This window comes from Mesorhizobium sp. USDA 4132 (assembly GCF_056279545.1).
Genome location: NZ_JBWCCP010000002.1, coordinates 634,666 through 650,716 on the forward strand (window position 1 = coordinate 634,666; position 16,051 = coordinate 650,716).

Here is a 16,051-nt window from a genome sequence, read left to right on the forward strand (position 1 = left end):
ACTTCAGCAAACGGTATGCCGATCAGCCGCTGCGGATCGAGCGGAACGCCTTGCGCATCTCATCAGCGAAGATCGCGGGCTGCTCGACGGCCGCGAAGTGGCCACCACGATCAACCTTGTTCCAGTAGAACAGGTTCGGCCACAGCGCCTCAGCCCAGGCCTTCGTCGTCGTGAAAATCTCATGCGGGAACACCGTCGCCGCCATCGGCAGTTCGATTCGGCCGGCATTAGCACCGCGACCGTTCCGCGCGTTCTCCCAGTAGAACCTAGCGGAGGACGCCGCCGTGCCCGTGAACCAGTAAATCGAGATGTCGTCGAGCATCCGGTCGATGCTCAGGGCATCCTCGGGGTTTCCCCGGTTATCGGTCCAGGCCTGGAACTTCTCGTAGATCCAGGTCGCTTGTCCGACAGGCGAATCTGCCAGGCCGTAGGCGATGGTCTGCGGGCGCGTTGCCTGTTCGCGGAAGTAGCCGTAGCCGTCGCCGGTGAAGCGCCTGACGCCGTCGATGGCAAGCTGCTCCTCAGGGGTCGGATGATCGGGAAGCTTATCGGGAACCACCAACTGCCAGTTCACGTGGGCAGCGACGAGCCCGGCTGGCCGCAGATGGCCCAGCGCATGGGTCACGCCGGCTCCCCAGTCGCCGCCTTGGGCGACCCAGCGGGTGTAGCCCAGCCGCTGCATGAGTGTCGCCCAGGCACGCGCCGTCCGCTCGACCGTCCAACCGCCCTCGCGCGGCTTGTCGGACCAGGCGAAGCCGGGCAGCGAGGGGATCACGACGTCGAACGCGTCCTCAGCGCGAGCGCCGTGTGCGGTTGGGTCGGTCAGCGGCCCGATCACGTCCAAGAACTCGGCGACCGACCCCGGCCAGCCATGCGTCAGGATCATCGGCAGCGCGCCCGGATGCTTCGACCGTACATGTATGAAATGAAACCCGAGCCCATCGATCTCGGTGCGGAACTGCGGGATCGTGTTGATCCGACGCTCAAAGCGCCTCCAGTCGTAATGGTCACGCCAATGGGCGATCAGCGCCTTGGCCTTGGCCAGCGGGACGCCCTGCGACCAGTCGGCCACTGTCTCCCGCTCGGGAAGGCGTGCTGTGACCAAGCGCCGCTTCAGGTCGTCTAGCGCAGCCTGCGGGACGGCCACCCGGAAGGGTATGATCGCGGAGCTGGCAGGAGCGAGAACGGGCGTCGCATCTTCAGCAAACGCTTCGGTCGACAAGTCCCCAAGCGTTGCGACTGTGATGCCTTTGACCAGGCCGCGCAGAACCAGCCTGCGCGACGGCGATTTCAGATTATTGAAAGACGATTGCCGGATCATCGGATGGCTCCTTCGAAATAAAGCAGCGTTCGCGGAACGGTCGGGATTCGGACCATTGGGCTAGCTCGCGATCTGGCCGCCACTCCAACGGAGCTCTTCCGAGTTCTCGTCGAGGAAGACGTAGAGGGCCGTGATCCCGCCATCGCGGACGGTTATCACATCGCATCCCGTGTATGCCGGCGCTTCGCCGCGCGGCCCCGAACCCCAGGCGAGCCGACCTGCGTTGTGGAGCACCTGCGGCGCGCCACGCGGCGTGTAGGCGAAGTGTGGTTGTTTCTTGCGGAGATCGCCAGCGAACTTGTCGATCGCCTCTCGTCCGACGATCACGCCCGGCGGGACATAGAGGACGCCGTCCTTCGCCCAGAGTTCGCCGATCGCCGCGCGGCGGCGCTCATCGTTGTTCTCACCGAAAACCTCCTGCAGGTTCTGGTCGAGCAGCTCACGAATCCGGTCTGCGGACTCAGATGACTTTTTCATAATGAGATCTCCTCGGAAGATGGCCCAGGGGGCTGGCCGCACCTAGGTTTACCCGGCGGCGAATTCGTCCGTCCGTTGTTGCCTTCAGCGAAGCCCGAGTTGCTGCATGACAACGGTGCCCGAGGGGTAGCAGTTGAACGACTGGATCTTGCCGTCCCGGATTTGGAAGACATCGCAGCAAGGTGCGTCCATTCGCTTGCCCGTCGGCTGAACGGTTCCCGACGGGAGGTCGAGTGGCCCCTTGTGGGTGCCCTGTAGCGCCAGCTCCACAACGATCGTGTCGCCGACCTCGAACATGCGAAACAGTTCGCGATGCATGTCGGGAAAGGCCTTCGCATAGACTGCTACCGTCTTGGCCACATCACGGCCTTGGTAGGTGACAGCGATGGATTGGTCAGTCAGCGTACCATCGGGTGTGAAACAGTTGATAAATGCCTCAAGATCCTGGCGCTCGGCGGTCTCGTAGGCCGCGCGGACAATCTTCTCATTCTCAGTCATGTGCTTATCTCCTCTACTGCTCTTCAGACGAGATAGGACTGCACCAGACTGATGTTCAGGCCTCCAATTGCAATGGATTTTTGCTCCCAGTAGAATAATGACCATCATGCGATCCGTCACCGACCTCAATGATCTCTACTATTTTGCCCGGGTCGTGGACTCGGGTTCCTATACGGCTGCGGCAAAAGCATTGGATCTTCAGACTTCGAAACTCAGCCGGCGGGTTACCCGGCTTGAGGAAGAACTGGGCGTGCGCCTGATCAATCGCACGACCCGTCATTTGTCGCTGACCGAAGCCGGTCAGATCTTCCACCGACACTGTGTGGCACTGCTCCAAGAAGCGCAGGCGGCAAGGGATGCGATCGACCACATCCTTGCCAGGCCTCAGGGGCTGGTGCGGATGTCTTGCCCGATCGGGTTGCTGCAGGGGGGGCTCGGCGCCTTGCTCGGTCGTTTCCTGGGCGATTATCCTGAGGTACGCATTGCGCTTAATGCGACCAACCGGCGCGTGGATGTAATCGAAGAAGGTCTCGACCTTGCCATCCGCGTGAGATTGCCGCCGATCGAGGATACCGAACTGGCCATGCGCCAGTTTGGAATTTCAGAGATGATCCTGGTCGCCACGCCCGACCTGGTTCGCACCTATGGGGAACCTGCGGCTATTGGAGACATGGCGGGCATGCCATTGCTGTCAATGGCGGCGCCGGATGGCAGGACCATGTGGCGGCTGACCCACCTGTCCGGGCAGAAGTCAGAACTCGCCATCATGCCCCGGCTTGCGACAGATGATCTTCTGACCCTAAAGGGCGCGGCTTTGGACGGCCTCGGCGCCGCGCTCATACCGGCCCACCTGGTCGCCATGGAAGTCGAGGCCGGAGCCCTCACTTGGCTGCTGCCAGAATGGAAGACGCCCGGCGGCGTCGTGCATGCGGTATTCCCATCCAGACGTGGGATGATACCGTCCGTCCGCGCCCTGCTCGATTACCTGGTGGCTGGCTTCGCGTTACCAAAAGTCGGGACAAGTCCATGAACCGACCTGGCGCGCGTCCGAGCTTCGCTATCAGATGCAGTCAGTTTTGGCCACGGTTCGACGTCGCTGGGTCGCCTTCGGTCAGGCGAACCCAGTTGCCATAAACGAACGCGGCCTGATCGGTTTCGCCCAGCCCGCAGTCCGCCAGAAATCGCCGCGCATCGCCGCCCGGACGATATTGGTAGGGAAAGTCCGTGGAAAACAGCAGCCGGTCCGCTCCGACGATCGCGGCGGCCCTCGCCAGATAGTCGGGCAGGAACATGCCGCTCGCAGTGACGTATAAGTTGCGGCGCAGGTAAGTCGCAATAGGGTGATTCAGTCCCGAGAAGCGGTCCAATGCCGCCAGCCGTTCGGCATAGAACCGCACGACCTCGCCCCAATGGCCGAGGATCACTTGCAAGCCGGGCAACCGATCGAACGTGCCGCTCAGCACCAAACGCAGGAACTGGATGCCCGCATCATAATGCCAGCCGAGACCGAACATGGCGAATACGGCATCGACTTCTACTGAGAAGCCGGAATAATAGGCGGCTCGAACCTCTGGGGGGCGTGCGGGGATGAAGCAGCAAAGGAACGTTCAGCGCGGCTGCGCTCTCGAATAGAGGACGAAGTTCCGGATAGTCGAGATTTCGATGTCCGACCCGACCGCACAGGATGGCTCCCTTGAAGCCAAGGGTTCGGACGCAGCGCTCCAGTTCCAGCGCGGCCTCGTCCGGCATCGCCACCGGCAGCGTCGCCGATGCCTGCAGACGATCGGGTCGCCGCGCGACCGCCTCCGCTACTGCATCGTTGGCGCTTCGTGCGAGACCGACGCTTTCCAGCCCCAGATCGTGCAGCGCCGGCGTGGTCAGCGACAGAACCTGAACGTCGAGCCCGGTCTCGTCCATCAGGGCGATGCGTCTGTCGGCAAGATCAAGCAAACGCCGTTCGAGCTCTCCTGAGTGAATGGAAACGCAAGGATCCGCCGAAGCCAGATCAATCGCATTCCAGGCCTCGCGCACTTCCGCCGTCAGATAGTGCTCCTCGATGCCGGTTAGCTTCATAGGTCTCTTCCCGTCCCTTGAGCGATCACCACGGCACGGTCTCGCCAAACCGGTCGATGAAGCGCAGCCCCGATTTCCCCCGCTGCACGAGCAGCGTTTCGACCAGGGTCGGAATGGTCTCCTCAATGCTGAACGGCGCGTTTGGTCCGCCCAGCGCGGTGCGGATCCAGCCTGGTGCCATCAACACCATCGCACGTGGATCGTCGGCATGGCGGGCGGCATAGCTCCGCATCAGTTGATTGAGGGCGGCTTTGCTTGCGCGATAGACCTCGAAGCCGCCATTGGTGTTGTTGGCGATGCTGCCCTGTCCGGACGACATGACTCCGATGAGACCATCGGCAGCTACCAAATCCTGGAGGCCGTCGACGGCGCGCATCACCCCCAGCGCGTTGGTCAGCATCACGTGCATGAATTCGTCGGTCGAAACCTGGGCGATCGGCGCGGATGCGTCTCTATTGGCTATACCAGAGTTGACAAACAGGATGTCCAAGACGCGGTTTGACAGTTGCTCGTGCAACGCTGAAATCTGCTCAGGCTCGGTGATGTCGAGCGGCGCGATCGTTACCTGATCGGGATGGGCATCGGCGAGCGTGTGTAAATCGGTCCGGCCGCTTTCGCGGACCGTGCCCACGACCTGCCATCCCTGCTTGACGAACTCGATCGCCATCGCATGTCCAAGGCCGCGCGATGCGCCGACAAGCAGTATTGTCCTGGGATGCTCACCCGAAAATCTATTCATGTGGCCGGCCTTTCATCGTTGCCGCCCAATTATGCGTTTGACCACGGGATGCACCAGACGCATAAGACGCAAAGTATGATTGCGCCGAACGCTATGCATTGCGCGAAGCCGCGGTATAATGCTGCTATGAACGCTGTCGACCTGAACCTCCTTACGGCACTGGACGTGTTGCTGACGGAGCGCAGCGTGACGTCCGCTGCCAGACTCTCGGCCTCAGCCCTTCCGCTATGAGTCGGACGCTGGCGCGGCTGCGTTCGGCCACGGGCGACCCGCTGTTGGTACAAGCCGGGCGCTCACTCGTCCCCACCCCCCTATGCCGCGCAACTGGTAGAACGCGTTCACGTCCTCGCCCGCGATGCGCGTGCGGTGCTGACGCCAACCGTAGGGTCACTGGACCTGGCTTCGCTCGACCGAACCTTCACGATTCGCGCCAACGAAGGTTTCGTCACGCTATTCGCTGCGGCGATCGTCACGGCGATTACGCGCGAGGCCCCGCTTGTTCGCCTTCGCTTCGCGCCTAAACCCGACAAGGATGCGACCCCGTTACGGGAGGGAACGATCGACATCGAAGTTGGCACTCAGGGTGTGTCCGCGCCTGAAGTGCGCACCCTGCGGCTCTTTCGCGACCGCTTCATCGGTGTGGCCCGCCTTGGACACCCCTTGCTCGACGGAGCGATGACGCCGCAGCGTTACGCCGCTTGTGGGCATGTCGTCGCATCGCGCCGGGGCGCGTTAACGGGTCCAGTGGACAACGCGCTTCAGGAACTGGGCCTGGAACGCAAAGTCATCGCGGTTGTCCCAGGTTTCCTCGATGCGTTAACGATCGCGCGCCAGTCCGACCTCATCGCGTTGGTGCCGCGCTCCTGTCTTCGCAATGGGGAAGTGGCAGCGCAAGGCCTGGAAGACTTCGGCCTTCCCGTGTCCACGCCCGAACTGACAATCAGCGTGATGTGGCCCCCCCCGCCTCAATGCAGACCCGGCCCACCGATGGTTTCGGCAGAAACTCGCCGCGATCTGTCAGGCGATGCCCTGACGCGAGCCAGACGCAGGCTGCGATTTCAACACGGGCATGGGCATCATCGTCCGGAAAGGCGGAAACCATTTGAGCTTACGAGGGAAGGCGTCTCCGTAGCGATGTTCGTACTAAAACCGACATTGCTTTCGGACCGTACCGCAAGGTAGCAGGCTTCGATAGGCTCTGTTTTTCCGCTGGCCTGGCAGCCTGGGGGTTGGTCCATCAGCTATCCTCACCCAGTACTGTAGACGATGATCCGAATGTCGGGCCTGTCTTCATAAACGAGCACGCTGAGGTGAAAGGTCCGCCAGCCAAAGTTTGCCGAATGCAATTCCTTTCGGCTGTCGCCAATTCGGACGATTTCCGGGTCGCTCCACCATTTCTTCGCAAGCGGAAACGCATCCACTATCTCATCCAGCAAACCGCGAAGGATCGGATCCGAGCCGCCGGTAAGGTAGTCATGACGGGCTTTGAGGAACATAAGTCGGGCTGTCGATTGCCAGTCACGCACGCTTTTCCGGTAAGCGTCGGAAAAAAACACGATGCGAAGAATGTTCGGGTTTTGCTCACCGAACATCGGAAACTGCTCAGACGCCGCCTTGTTGAAGGCCAAGACATCCCACCTTTTGTCGAGAATGTAGGCGGGGTCGGAAAGAGCGTTGATCATGGTCAAAAGCCCGGCGGGCAACTCTGAAACCTGCGCTTGAGACCGCCGGGCCACCCGACCAGCCAAAGCGTAAAGATGCTCCTGCTCGGCACGGTCGAGCCGAAGACCGCGGACCAGGCGATTGAGGAAATCATCGGAAACCTGAATATCGCGCCCTTGCTCGAACCACGTGTACCAAGTGATGCCAACGCCAGCTAAGGTCGCGACCTCCTCGCGGCGAAGACCCTTTGTCCGTCTGCGGGGACCGGGACTTATGCCAAGTTCTTCGGGTGAGGCTTGCTCGCGACAATACCGAACGAACTCCGACAGCTCGTTTCGCGCCGCTGGTCGTGCCAATCGCTCCGCCGTCATCCAAGCATCCCCAGCTATTACTTTAGTAACAGGATAAAAGTCATATAGTAACAGTCTAAACCTCCCGATATTGTCTTGGCAACAGGGAGAAGTTCATGTCGGTTTCGGTTGTCGGCCTTGGGAGAATCGGGACCGCCGTTGTCCCCCACCTTCTCACTCTCGGCGAAGAGGTGCGGGTTTGGAACCGGTCGCCTGCCGCTGTCGAAAAGATGGTGGCGTTGGGCGCAACTCCGCTGAATGACGTCCGCGCCGCGTTCGCTTCCGAACTGGTCTTGTCCATCCTGTTCGACGATGCCGCCGTTCGCGAGGTCATCACGCACGAGGCAATTGCTTCGGCGACTGGTCGAGAGACTCTGCACGTCTGTCTGTCAACGCTGAGCCCAAATCTCGCCGATGAGCTTACCTTGGCGCATCAGAATGCGGGCATGGGCTATCTCGCTGCTCCGCTGTTCGGACGACCCGAAGCTGTTGAGCAAAAGGCCGCCAATATATGCGTCGCCGGCGACCCCGCGCTGCTTGAAAAGGCGCGTCCTTATCTCGAGAGTTTTGGTCGCGTCTGGGCACTAGGCAATGAGCCTCGTCAAGCGAACGTCGCGAAGCTCTGCGGCAACTTCCTGATCGGCGCCGCGGTCGCAGCCATGGCGGAAACGACGGGAATACTGAAGGCCGAGAAAGCAGATGCCGACGCCTTCATGACCCTGATGACAGAAACCATATTTGCGTCGCCAATCTACAAAAACTACGCGCGATCCATCACCGGTGCTCGACCGCTTCCTGCGAGCGGACTTGCGATGCCGATCAAGGATATGGGGCTGCTGGCGGCGATCTCCGCAGAAAATCAATTGAGCAACCGAGTTCTGAAGGCCCTCCGCGAAAGCCTGTCCCGAGCGCAAGACATGGGCTTTGGAGCAGAGGACTGGTCTACCGCATTGGGGCGTTCGGCTCGAATGGCCAGCGCGGTTGCATAGATGATCATCCCTAGAAGTGAGGGCACACCATGCTAGCAGCCTATTATGATCGGCAAGGGACCGCCGACGACGTTCTTGTGGTTGGGGAACTTGCCGATCCCGAACCCGGTTTCGGCGAGGTCCGCGTGAGGGTCGCGATTTCCAGTGTCAATCCGACCGATATCAAAGCCAGGACTGGCTTTGCCGGTGCGCCGATGGCGTTCCCCCGCATCGTTCCCCATCACGATGGCGCAGGCACGATCGACAAGATCGGCCCCGGTGTCCCCGAAGCACGGCTCGGAGAACGGGTTTGGCTTTACCGCGCGCAATACGGCCGGCCCTATGGAACCGCTGCAGAGTTCGTGGTGCTTCCAAGCAACCTGGCAGTCCCTTTGCCGGACAACACCTCGTTCGAGACCGGCGCCTGTTTGGGCGTGGCGGCGATTACCGCGCATCGATGCCTGTTTGCCGATGGAGATGTCCGCGGGCGGCGAGTTCTTGTCCAGGGCGGCGGCGGCGCTGTCGGCACTGCCGCGATCCTTCTCGCAAAGTGGGCCGGGGCATGGGTCGCGGCGACCGTCAGCCGCCCGGAACAGGAGAAGGTGGCACTCGACGCTGGCGCCGACCTCGTCATCAACAGGCATTCCGAAGATGTTGCTGCGGCCATCAGGAACGCTACCGGAGATGCCGGCGTCGATCGGATTGTTGACGTTGATCTCGCCAACAATGTCGACGTCGACATCGCATGTCTGGCGCCAGGCGGGGTTGTCACGGCCTATGCGACAGAAGATCCCACAGCCAAGCTGACGATGCCGTTCCGGACAGCGATGTTCGGGAGCTATGTGTTTCGCTTCGTGTTTTTCACCACCATTCCGGACGCGGCCTTTCAGTTGGCCGTTAAGGAGGTGACGGCATGCGTTGCGGCAGGTCGCTATCGGCCTCACATCGGCCTCGAAGTTCCAATGCAGCACATTGCCCAAGCGCATGCAGCCCAGGAATCCGGAAAGATCGTCGGCAAAATTCTTGTCCGGGTCGGTGATTGAAAGTGCCGGGCAAGAACGTGCTCATCGGCAGTCAACCGGTCAGGACAATTCCGGTCGGCGTGGTCGCGGTAGGCAGCCCCCGCAATCAAATAACTTCTAAACATCGGGGAGAAAACATGGACCATTCTATCGCTGCCTGGCAGCCCGATCTCGGTCAACCACTTCAGTTGGCCCCCATTGAAGCGCCGCAACCCGGTCCGAACGAAATCCTTGTCCGAAACAGGGCAATCGCCATCAATCCAGTGGACTGGTTGCTGCAGGACACCGCGCTGTTCCCATGGCTGGACTATCCCGCGATCCTCGGCAGCGATGTCGCAGGAGATGTCGTTGCGGTCGGCACCAATGTCGTGAGATTCAAGGTTGGCGACCGCGTCCTTGGGCAAGCGGTTGGGGCGACCACAAATCGGCCTGCGCACGGCGCTTTTCAGAGCTTTACCCTAGTCCTCTCAAACATGGCTTCGAAAATACCGTCGAATATTTCCTATGTGAATGCCGCCGTCCTGCCTCTCGGCCTCGGTACCGCGGCTTGCGGCTTGTTCGAAAAGAACCACCTTGGCTTGGAACACCCGTCGTTGACGCCGAAAGCGACAGGAAAGACCATCCTGGTCTGGGGCGGCTCATCGAGTGTCGGGTGCAATGCAATCCAGCTCGCTGTTGCTGCAGGCTACGAATGCATCACTACGGCATCGCCGCATAACATGGACATGGTGAAGAGCCTGGGCGCTACGCTCATGTTCGACCATGCCGATAAGTACGTGGTAGATCAGGTGGTGGAAGCTCTGCGCGGAAGAGAGTTCGTTGGCGCCCTCCATGCGACAGGAAATATCCAGGATTGCTTTTCTGCAGTCAGCGTTTGCGACGGGAGACGGTTCGTGTCGACAACGCTGCCTCCTCCAACGGACTTAGCTGCCGGCGTTGAAACCAGACTAATCTTTGGGACCAGCCTCAAAGATAACGAGGTCAGCAAAATCGTGTATGTCGACTTTCTCGCCGATGCGCTTGCCGGAGGTAAATTCCAGCCCGCGCCACCGGCGCAGATCGCTGGCCACGGCTTGGAAAGCCTCCAGACCGCCCTGCACACTCAGAAAAGTGGGATGTCAGGCGCAAAAATAGTGGTGAGTCTGGAGGCATAGGCGAACGGCTCCGGCATACGGTGGAAATGCCGCGTGAGCTAGTTCCGGCATGGGCGCCATCCCGTTGAATCAGGGCATACTTGAATCGCGGGGCCAATGTCAGACGCAGTTGAAATGATGCAGTAGCTCGTCAGATTTTCCAAACCCGCCGTTCGTGGGCACCTTCATCAAGCCGCATACAAGAGATGTCTCTTTCAAGAACGGGCCGATCAATCGCCCAACAATGAATGAGATTGATCGTGCCACGGATCGAAGCCACGAAAATTGAAAGAACGATCCGGAACCGCCAGCTTCGAGAGATTGTGCCTCTGGCCGGCAGCATATCGAGATGGAGGCACGTGGCGAGTTCCTCGCCGGTCCGTGACCTGTCCAGTTCTGCAGTGCCACGGCCTCAAAATATCAGCTTCCCCCGAGTGATGATCTCGGTAGCCTTCATGACAATTCCCTCAATGAATACCCCCCATTGAGTAGGCGGTGCCGTCTTGGCATTCCTCTTCTCTGCCGCCTCACCAAGGATGCGGGCCTCCTGACCTCGGGTTCTCTGGAATTCCTCCTTGTTATTTTCGGTAAAGCCGTGCGCGATGACGTCGCACAGCGCCCTGGCATCCTTCAGCGCCATGCTGATTCCTTGTCCGCCAGGTCCATAGGGATGTGCGGCATCCCCGCATAAGATAGTCCGGTCGCTGAACCATCGGACCGGGGACGTTCCATTATAGACAGGGCCGTAGGCCAATATGGCGTCGGCGTCCTTGGTGAACTGGTCGAATTTGCTGCGAAGCTCAGGGCTCCATCGTTCAGCGCGTCTCGCCAGTTCTGCCTCGACACCCGCTCGCGTTGCCAGGCCGGCCTCCGCTTCGGGCATGGGAATATGCGTCCACAGGAATACGCTCGGCTTCGTGGCTGTCTCGTGCGCCTTCCCGCAGGAGGCGATTCCGACCTGTTGGCCGGGATAGTGGTAGAGCGTCATTTCGACGTTGGCATCGTCACGGATAATGAGCCCGATCCCCAGATATCCGGCATAGGTCTTGGTTGACCCCTGGCCGGGGTTCAGGAACTGCCGGACCGTTGAACCCACGCCATCTGCCCCGACGAGCAGGGTGCCGGTAACGGTTTCCCGCGAGTGCGACGTCACTTCGACCCCGCCGTCCCGTTCGGTTAGACTGGCGACCTTGAACCCGGTTGTCACCGGAATGCCGAGGGCCTGTGCGCGCTTCATCAGTTTTTCATGGAGCGCCAGCCGCGTGACGATGATTGCGGAGGGAGCAATCTCCCGAGCGGAGAAGCTGGCGGACAGGCAGCCAAAGCGCATGTCCACTCTCTTTGTGGCCTCGCCCACAGGGGGCAGTTTTATCAGGTTCAGGATGGCGACACCCTCGGCGGATACGCGCACGCCGCTCGTCGGCCCATCGAACCGTTCCCTCGCTTCGAGAACCTGACAATCGATATTCTGTTCGGCAAGCATGATGGCGAGGCTGAGACCAGCCACCCCCGCGCCGATGATGATCACTTTTGGACTGTGCATTTGAATTCCGGACAGGAGGGACGATTTTCGAGGCTATCCAATAGCAGAGCCCGGCCGAAGAATCGATACATTGTATCGTTCGATGCAATGTATCGAAACATACGTCGCATTGGTCGAATTTGGATGCTATCCTGCCGGTATGTCGAAGAATGCATCCAGCATGCCCTGGGAGCGTCCGGAGCCCCGGCCGCGTCCCGCCCCTGTGCCGCTCAGCCGCGACGCCATAGTCCGTACCGCCATCGCGTTGGCGGATGCCGAAGGGCTTTCGGCGGTGACCCTGCGCAACGTGGCAACCGCGCTGGGTGCAGGTCCCATGCGGCTTTATGGCTACATCGCCACCAAGGAGGATCTGCTTGCGCTAATGATCGACGCGGTCTACGCGGAAATGCTCGCCGAAAAAGAGACACCCGCGGATGAATGGCGCCTGCAAATCGCTACACTTGCATGTGCCTTGCGGGGTGCCGCATTCCGCCACCCCTGGTTCATCGCCTTGTTGGGCGGAAGGCCGCATCAAGGCCCCAATGCCCTGGCGTTCACCGAGGCTATGTTGGCAGCAGTCGCAGATGCGCCTAGCCTCGACGGGATTGATGCGATTTTCCAGGCGGCGAAGGTTATCGGCGCCTATGTCCTCGGTGCGGTCCGCGACGAGACTGCCGAAGCGGTCGCAGTTTTGGAAAGCGAGATGACCAAAGCGGAATGGCAAGCCGAAAACTGGCCGTATATGCAAAGAATGATCGCGACTGGACGCTTCCCGATGCTCGCCAGGGTCATCAGTGAAATGGATCATCCCACGCCTGAGGCAGTTTTTTACGAGGGCCTCGAGTGCGTCCTCGACGGGATTGCGCGAAGATCTCCGAACTGAGGGGTGGGCTAGGCCTCGAGGACGGATCAGGCTCGCGGCACAGCTTCTATTTTGCGTCACCCTTTCAGTTCGCTTTCAGCACTAGGACTCAAAAACACCACATGACGCTCGCGACGAGATGGATCCTGCCGAGGAAGATGGCGGCGGGGCGGTGATAGCGTGTGGCGAGGTGTCGGCAGGGTGATGTCACGTTGTTTGGCTGAAGCCGGACGAAGCGCTTGCCGTTGAGCTCAGGTAGCTGTGCCGATTGCGAGCGCCGATATGACCGATCGGCCGTCGGCTCGAGACATCGATCCAAGAACCGGCTCGCCTCCGGCGAAGGCACAGGCGAAGTGCGGCCGCGTGCACGATTCTCTCGTGGCCGCTCAACGCGTTGTGGATCCAGCGGTACACCATGTTCTTGCCCGCGGATGCCTATGTGGCCTCGCTAGCTGCGTACGATCGCGATTTCTCTCACGGGCAAGCGACGCCGCATAGGCAGAAGATCAACGGAGCGCGTTCGCCGGAGGTAGTCGGTCCCGCCTTACGCATTGCGGCGCTTCTCTAATCGGCGGGGTGAGGTCAAGCTCCTTTCGAGCTTTTTCCTGGGCGGGACGAGGCAAGATCATCGTCCGCAGTCGGCCCATCGCGGTCATGGCACACGCAGCAAAGGCCGACCAGTGGTGCCGAATTTGGCCATTCGGCAAATCAACTCGCGAAGTAGCGCGTTGGCGTTGTGCCCAATGCCTTCTTGAACATGACGATAAAGGCGGTAGCCGATTCGTATCCCAAGTCGCTCGACACCCTCTGGACCGTCGCGCCGCTGGCCAGTTCGCGCAACGCGATGATCAGGTGCAGTTGCCGCCGCCATCGGCCGAAGGTCAGCCCCGTTTCCTGGACCATCAGCCGCTTTAAGGATCGCTCACTCATGGCAACGTGTGCCGCCCAATCGACCAGGGTGCGACGGTCGCTCGGCTCCGCCATCAGGGCAGCAGTGATCGCGGCGATTTTGGGATGGCTGGACGCGGGTAAGTCCAGCCCCTGTATCGGCATTTGCGCGAGTTCATCCAGCAAGACCCGCACCATGCGGCCGACATGGTCGTCTGGAGCATAGTTGACCGATACATCTGCCAGTCGGAGGATCATCTCGCGGAGCATCGGCGACACAGACAAAGTGCAGCACTCCTGCGGCAGCGTCGCCGCGTCTGGTTGAACGAACAGATAGGACAGGCGTGCGTTGGACGTGACCTGGTTGCTGTGGGGCACGCCGCCGGGTATCCAGACTCCGCAGTCCGGTGGGACAATCCAGAGGCCATTTTCCGTCTTGCAGGTGACCGCCCCGTGCAGGGCCAAAATGAGCTGCCCTTGCTTGTGCCGGTGCTGGGGCACCTCAGCTTCATAGTCACTGAAGTCGAGGCGGACAGCGAAGGCCGGGCGATCTGACCAGTCGGGATCGAAGTCGTCGTAGCAGGAGCGCAGCAGCTTTGCGGATTGGCCCGATTTGGAGATCATTTGGCATTATCTCCAAATTCGTGCGCCCTGCAATAGTCTACTATCGGGCGATCAACCACCGAAAGGAGACTGTTATGCGAATTTCTGTCGTCGGCGCAACGGGACGAGTTGGCGCCAAGCTGACCCGGACCCTGCTGAGCGCCGGGCATCAGGTCAGAGTGTTGTCGAGAGGTGGCCCCGCGCTCGACGCACTGGTCGAGCTCGGAGCAGAGCCATTCCTGGGAAGCTTTGACACTGGAGCGGGAGACCTTGACCAATTTTTCCAGGATGCGGATGCCGCCTTTCTCATGGTGAAGACCGATTGGAACAACATCGAGGGACACTACCCCGCTGTTGCCCAGCGCTTCGTCGATACGCTCGAAAAATCCTCCGTCAAACTGGCCGTAAGCCTGACGGCCATGGGGTCGGACGTGAAGGGGAAGACGGGTCATTTCGAGTGCTTTCACGATCTGGACCAAAAGCTCAACGAACTCGGCAATATCAATTTGGTCCACCTGCGCGCCGCATGGTTCATGGAAGATCTGCAGGCGTGGACGGCACCGGTTGCCAAATACGGTCGAATTGCCTGGTTCTGCAAACCTGATTTGAAGATGCCTTGGGTAGCGACCGATGACATCGCATGGCTGGCAGCGAAGGAACTGACCAATCCGACGGGCAGACACCGCGTCTATCTCGAAGTCGGCTCGGAAGATGTCTCGATGAACGAACTGGCCGTGATCATTGGCAAGGAGATCGGCAGGCCGGTGGAGTACCGATACATCGAGACGACCCGCAAAGACGTGGAAGCCGAATTTCTGGCGCGGTTCGGGACGCCGGAGAAATGGCAGGACGACACTCTGAGTGCTGACGCTTTGAACAATGGCATCGTAAGGTTCCATGGGGAGCACGAGGATCGTCCGAAATTGCCCACAACGATGGAGCGGTTCATTGGTGATGTTTGGAAGCCGCGTTACTTGGAGGCGGTCAGAGCGGGAGACCAACGAGAGACGTTTCCCATGTGGACCGCCAGAGACTAGCTGGATGTCATGCTGGTTCTTTTGAATTGTCCCAGCAATTTTCAGTCCTTACTGGATGCTGTCGCAAATTATTGCGGTAGCTATATGACCGCAATTGGCGCTCCAGCCGAAATCGCGGCATCGTCAACTTAACGGAATGTGGAATTCGATGTGCGATGACGGGCCATGAAAGACCGTGTCCACTCTATCGCCGCCATCGCTTTCCCGCTGAAATCATTGCCCACGCGGTGTGGCTCTATTTCCGGTTTCCCTCTCAGCCTGCGAATGGTCGAGGGTTTGCTGGCTGCCCGTGGGATCATCGTCTCGCATCAAACGGTCCGGCTTTGGGCCGAGAAATTCGGACATGCCTTCGCCAACGAGATTCGCCGCCACTCAGCCGGCCGGCTCGGCGACAAGTGGCACCTCGACAAGGCCGGCATTTCGATCCGGGGCAAGAAGCGCTGGCTGTGGCGTGCCGTGGATCAGGACGGGTTTGTTCTGGAGGTGTTGGTGCAAAGCCGCCGCAATGCAAAGGCGGCCAAACGCCTTATGCGTAGGCTCTCAAAGAGCCAGGGCCGAGCGCCGCGGAGACCGTGCTGGCAATCGATCATCAATTGCTCAGGTTTGCCCCGCTTTGCAGTCAGTTCGGCCAGGATACGATTGAACACGCCAAGCCTGCTCCATCTGATGAAGCGGTTGTAGATCGTCTTATGCGGGCCGTATTCCTTCGGAGCGTCGCGCCATCGCAGCCCGTTGCGCAAAACGAAGATAATACCGCTCAAAATCAGCCGGTCATCAACGCGCGGAACGCCGTGAGACAGCGGGAAATACGGCTCGATCCGGCGCATTTGCGCCTCCGACAACAACAGCAGATTACTCATTGCAACGGCCTCCTTTCGATCCCAATGAATCAAAGG

Annotated in this window: 15 protein-coding genes and 3 pseudogenes; 8 read left to right on the top strand and 10 right to left on the bottom strand. The window is 60.2% G+C overall.

Features of this window, described 5'->3' with window-relative positions:
* Nucleotides 1-22: 22 nt before the first annotated feature.
* The 3 genes from ACZ9IU_RS25680 to ACZ9IU_RS25690 all read right to left on the bottom strand — a co-directional run bounded on the left by ACZ9IU_RS25680 (nucleotide 23) and on the right by ACZ9IU_RS25690 (nucleotide 2,296).
* Nucleotides 23-1,321: an epoxide hydrolase family protein gene (locus ACZ9IU_RS25680; RefSeq protein WP_040125204.1), complete on the bottom strand. Its 1,299-nt coding sequence runs from the start codon at nucleotides 1,319-1,321 to the stop codon at nucleotides 23-25.
* Nucleotides 1,322-1,381: 60 nt separating this feature from the next.
* The gene (locus tag ACZ9IU_RS25685) at nucleotides 1,382-1,798 is read right to left on the bottom strand and encodes a nuclear transport factor 2 family protein (RefSeq protein ID WP_051900573.1); all 417 of its coding nucleotides are present in this window, start codon (nucleotides 1,796-1,798) and stop codon (nucleotides 1,382-1,384) included.
* An 84-nt stretch (nucleotides 1,799-1,882) separates the two neighbouring features.
* Nucleotides 1,883-2,296 (bottom strand): nuclear transport factor 2 family protein, encoded by a 414-nt coding sequence (locus tag ACZ9IU_RS25690; RefSeq protein WP_040125202.1) that lies wholly within the window; start codon nucleotides 2,294-2,296, stop codon nucleotides 1,883-1,885.
* A 106-nt stretch (nucleotides 2,297-2,402) separates the two neighbouring features.
* Here ACZ9IU_RS25690 and ACZ9IU_RS25695 point away from each other — a divergent pair, with 106 nt between their 5' ends.
* Nucleotides 2,403-3,326, top strand: a complete 924-nt coding sequence (locus tag ACZ9IU_RS25695; protein WP_040125200.1) for a LysR substrate-binding domain-containing protein — start codon at nucleotides 2,403-2,405, stop codon at nucleotides 3,324-3,326.
* A 40-nt stretch (nucleotides 3,327-3,366) separates the two neighbouring features.
* Here ACZ9IU_RS25695 and ACZ9IU_RS25700 read toward each other — a convergent pair whose 3' ends face one another.
* Genes ACZ9IU_RS25700 through ACZ9IU_RS25710 form a run of 3 tightly spaced genes read right to left on the bottom strand, consistent with a single transcriptional unit; the run spans nucleotide 3,367 to nucleotide 5,108 of the window.
* Nucleotides 3,367-3,810: an amidohydrolase family protein gene (locus ACZ9IU_RS25700; RefSeq protein ID WP_477482108.1), complete on the bottom strand. Its 444-nt coding sequence runs from the start codon at nucleotides 3,808-3,810 to the stop codon at nucleotides 3,367-3,369.
* The gene (locus ACZ9IU_RS25705) at nucleotides 3,785-4,369 is read right to left on the bottom strand and encodes an amidohydrolase family protein (protein ID WP_477482109.1); all 585 of its coding nucleotides are present in this window, start codon (nucleotides 4,367-4,369) and stop codon (nucleotides 3,785-3,787) included. Before ACZ9IU_RS25705 ends, ACZ9IU_RS25700 begins: the two co-directional genes overlap by 26 nt.
* Nucleotides 4,370-4,394: 25 nt before the next feature.
* A complete protein-coding gene (locus ACZ9IU_RS25710; protein ID WP_040125197.1) occupies nucleotides 4,395-5,108 on the bottom strand; it encodes an SDR family NAD(P)-dependent oxidoreductase in 714 nt (237 codons plus the stop codon).
* Nucleotides 5,109-5,234: 126 nt separating this feature from the next.
* Here ACZ9IU_RS25710 and ACZ9IU_RS25715 point away from each other — a divergent pair.
* Nucleotides 5,235-6,141, top strand: a pseudogene (locus ACZ9IU_RS25715) (LysR family transcriptional regulator).
* A 214-nt stretch (nucleotides 6,142-6,355) separates the two neighbouring features.
* On the opposite strand, the gene ACZ9IU_RS25720 reads toward ACZ9IU_RS25715, so the two are convergent.
* Nucleotides 6,356-7,141, bottom strand: a complete 786-nt coding sequence (locus tag ACZ9IU_RS25720) for a helix-turn-helix transcriptional regulator (protein ID WP_051900571.1) — start codon at nucleotides 7,139-7,141, stop codon at nucleotides 6,356-6,358.
* A gap of 95 nt (nucleotides 7,142-7,236) precedes the next feature.
* Here ACZ9IU_RS25720 and ACZ9IU_RS25725 point away from each other — a divergent pair, with 95 nt between their 5' ends.
* From ACZ9IU_RS25725 to ACZ9IU_RS25735, 3 genes are read left to right on the top strand one after another with little or no spacing between them, the layout of a single operon-like run.
* Complete coding sequence (locus ACZ9IU_RS25725) at nucleotides 7,237-8,109, top strand: NAD(P)-dependent oxidoreductase (protein WP_040125195.1); 873 nt, start codon at nucleotides 7,237-7,239, stop codon at nucleotides 8,107-8,109.
* 29 nt (nucleotides 8,110-8,138) lie between these two features.
* The gene (locus ACZ9IU_RS25730; protein WP_040125193.1) at nucleotides 8,139-9,131 is read left to right on the top strand and encodes an NADPH:quinone reductase; all 993 of its coding nucleotides are present in this window, start codon (nucleotides 8,139-8,141) and stop codon (nucleotides 9,129-9,131) included.
* Between the two features lie 2 nt (nucleotides 9,132-9,133).
* Nucleotides 9,134-10,264, top strand: coding sequence for a zinc-binding alcohol dehydrogenase family protein (locus ACZ9IU_RS25735; RefSeq protein ID WP_244447630.1), 1,131 nt, complete (start codon nucleotides 9,134-9,136; stop codon nucleotides 10,262-10,264).
* Between the two features lie 391 nt (nucleotides 10,265-10,655).
* On the opposite strand, the gene ACZ9IU_RS25740 is transcribed toward ACZ9IU_RS25735, so the two are convergent.
* Nucleotides 10,656-11,786 carry an FAD-dependent oxidoreductase gene (locus ACZ9IU_RS25740; RefSeq protein WP_040125189.1) on the bottom strand — a complete coding sequence of 377 codons (1,131 nt, stop codon included), beginning with the start codon at nucleotides 11,784-11,786 and terminating at the stop codon, nucleotides 10,656-10,658.
* Nucleotides 11,787-11,925: 139 nt separating this feature from the next.
* Here ACZ9IU_RS25740 and ACZ9IU_RS25745 point away from each other — a divergent pair, with 139 nt between their 5' ends.
* Nucleotides 11,926-12,648, top strand: coding sequence for a TetR/AcrR family transcriptional regulator (locus ACZ9IU_RS25745; RefSeq protein ID WP_040125852.1), 723 nt, complete (start codon nucleotides 11,926-11,928; stop codon nucleotides 12,646-12,648).
* A 687-nt stretch (nucleotides 12,649-13,335) separates the two neighbouring features.
* Here ACZ9IU_RS25745 and ACZ9IU_RS25750 read toward each other — a convergent pair.
* A complete protein-coding gene (locus tag ACZ9IU_RS25750; RefSeq protein WP_040125187.1) occupies nucleotides 13,336-14,139 on the bottom strand; it encodes an AraC family transcriptional regulator in 804 nt (267 codons plus the stop codon).
* Between the two features lie 74 nt (nucleotides 14,140-14,213).
* Here ACZ9IU_RS25750 and ACZ9IU_RS25755 point away from each other — a divergent pair, with 74 nt between their 5' ends.
* Nucleotides 14,214-15,155: an NmrA family NAD(P)-binding protein gene (locus ACZ9IU_RS25755; RefSeq protein WP_040125186.1), complete on the top strand. Its 942-nt coding sequence runs from the start codon at nucleotides 14,214-14,216 to the stop codon at nucleotides 15,153-15,155.
* Between the two features lie 155 nt (nucleotides 15,156-15,310).
* Nucleotides 15,311-15,722, top strand: a pseudogene (locus tag ACZ9IU_RS25760) (IS6 family transposase); the annotation flags it as partial.
* Nucleotides 15,723-15,727: 5 nt separating this feature from the next.
* Here ACZ9IU_RS25760 and ACZ9IU_RS25765 read toward each other — a convergent pair.
* A pseudogene (locus ACZ9IU_RS25765) lies at nucleotides 15,728-16,015 on the bottom strand (transposase); the annotation flags it as partial.
* Between the last annotated feature and the right edge of the window lie 36 nt (nucleotides 16,016-16,051).

What these genes read in the sequence shown, in the direction of transcription:
- ACZ9IU_RS25695 (WP_040125200.1), top strand. Translation starts at nt 2,403, where the DNA reads ATGCGATCCGTCACCGACCTCAATGATCTCTACTATTTTGCCCGGGTC.
- ACZ9IU_RS25750 (WP_040125187.1), bottom strand. Translation starts at nt 14,139, where the DNA reads ATGATCTCCAAATCGGGCCAATCCGCAAAGCTGCTGCGCTCCTGCTAC.
- ACZ9IU_RS25700 (WP_477482108.1), bottom strand. Translation starts at nt 3,810, where the DNA reads ATGTTCGGTCTCGGCTGGCATTATGATGCGGGCATCCAGTTCCTGCGT.
- ACZ9IU_RS25710 (WP_040125197.1), bottom strand. Translation starts at nt 5,108, where the DNA reads ATGAATAGATTTTCGGGTGAGCATCCCAGGACAATACTGCTTGTCGGC.
- ACZ9IU_RS25705 (WP_477482109.1), bottom strand. Translation starts at nt 4,369, where the DNA reads ATGAAGCTAACCGGCATCGAGGAGCACTATCTGACGGCGGAAGTGCGC.
- ACZ9IU_RS25740 (WP_040125189.1), bottom strand. Translation starts at nt 11,786, where the DNA reads ATGCACAGTCCAAAAGTGATCATCATCGGCGCGGGGGTGGCTGGTCTC.
- ACZ9IU_RS25690 (WP_040125202.1), bottom strand. Translation starts at nt 2,296, where the DNA reads ATGACTGAGAATGAGAAGATTGTCCGCGCGGCCTACGAGACCGCCGAG.
- ACZ9IU_RS25680 (WP_040125204.1), bottom strand. Translation starts at nt 1,321, where the DNA reads ATGATCCGGCAATCGTCTTTCAATAATCTGAAATCGCCGTCGCGCAGG.
- ACZ9IU_RS25755 (WP_040125186.1), top strand. Translation starts at nt 14,214, where the DNA reads ATGCGAATTTCTGTCGTCGGCGCAACGGGACGAGTTGGCGCCAAGCTG.
- ACZ9IU_RS25720 (WP_051900571.1), bottom strand. Translation starts at nt 7,141, where the DNA reads ATGACGGCGGAGCGATTGGCACGACCAGCGGCGCGAAACGAGCTGTCG.
- ACZ9IU_RS25745 (WP_040125852.1), top strand. Translation starts at nt 11,926, where the DNA reads ATGTCGAAGAATGCATCCAGCATGCCCTGGGAGCGTCCGGAGCCCCGG.
- ACZ9IU_RS25685 (WP_051900573.1), bottom strand. Translation starts at nt 1,798, where the DNA reads ATGAAAAAGTCATCTGAGTCCGCAGACCGGATTCGTGAGCTGCTCGAC.
- ACZ9IU_RS25725 (WP_040125195.1), top strand. Translation starts at nt 7,237, where the DNA reads ATGTCGGTTTCGGTTGTCGGCCTTGGGAGAATCGGGACCGCCGTTGTC.
- ACZ9IU_RS25730 (WP_040125193.1), top strand. Translation starts at nt 8,139, where the DNA reads ATGCTAGCAGCCTATTATGATCGGCAAGGGACCGCCGACGACGTTCTT.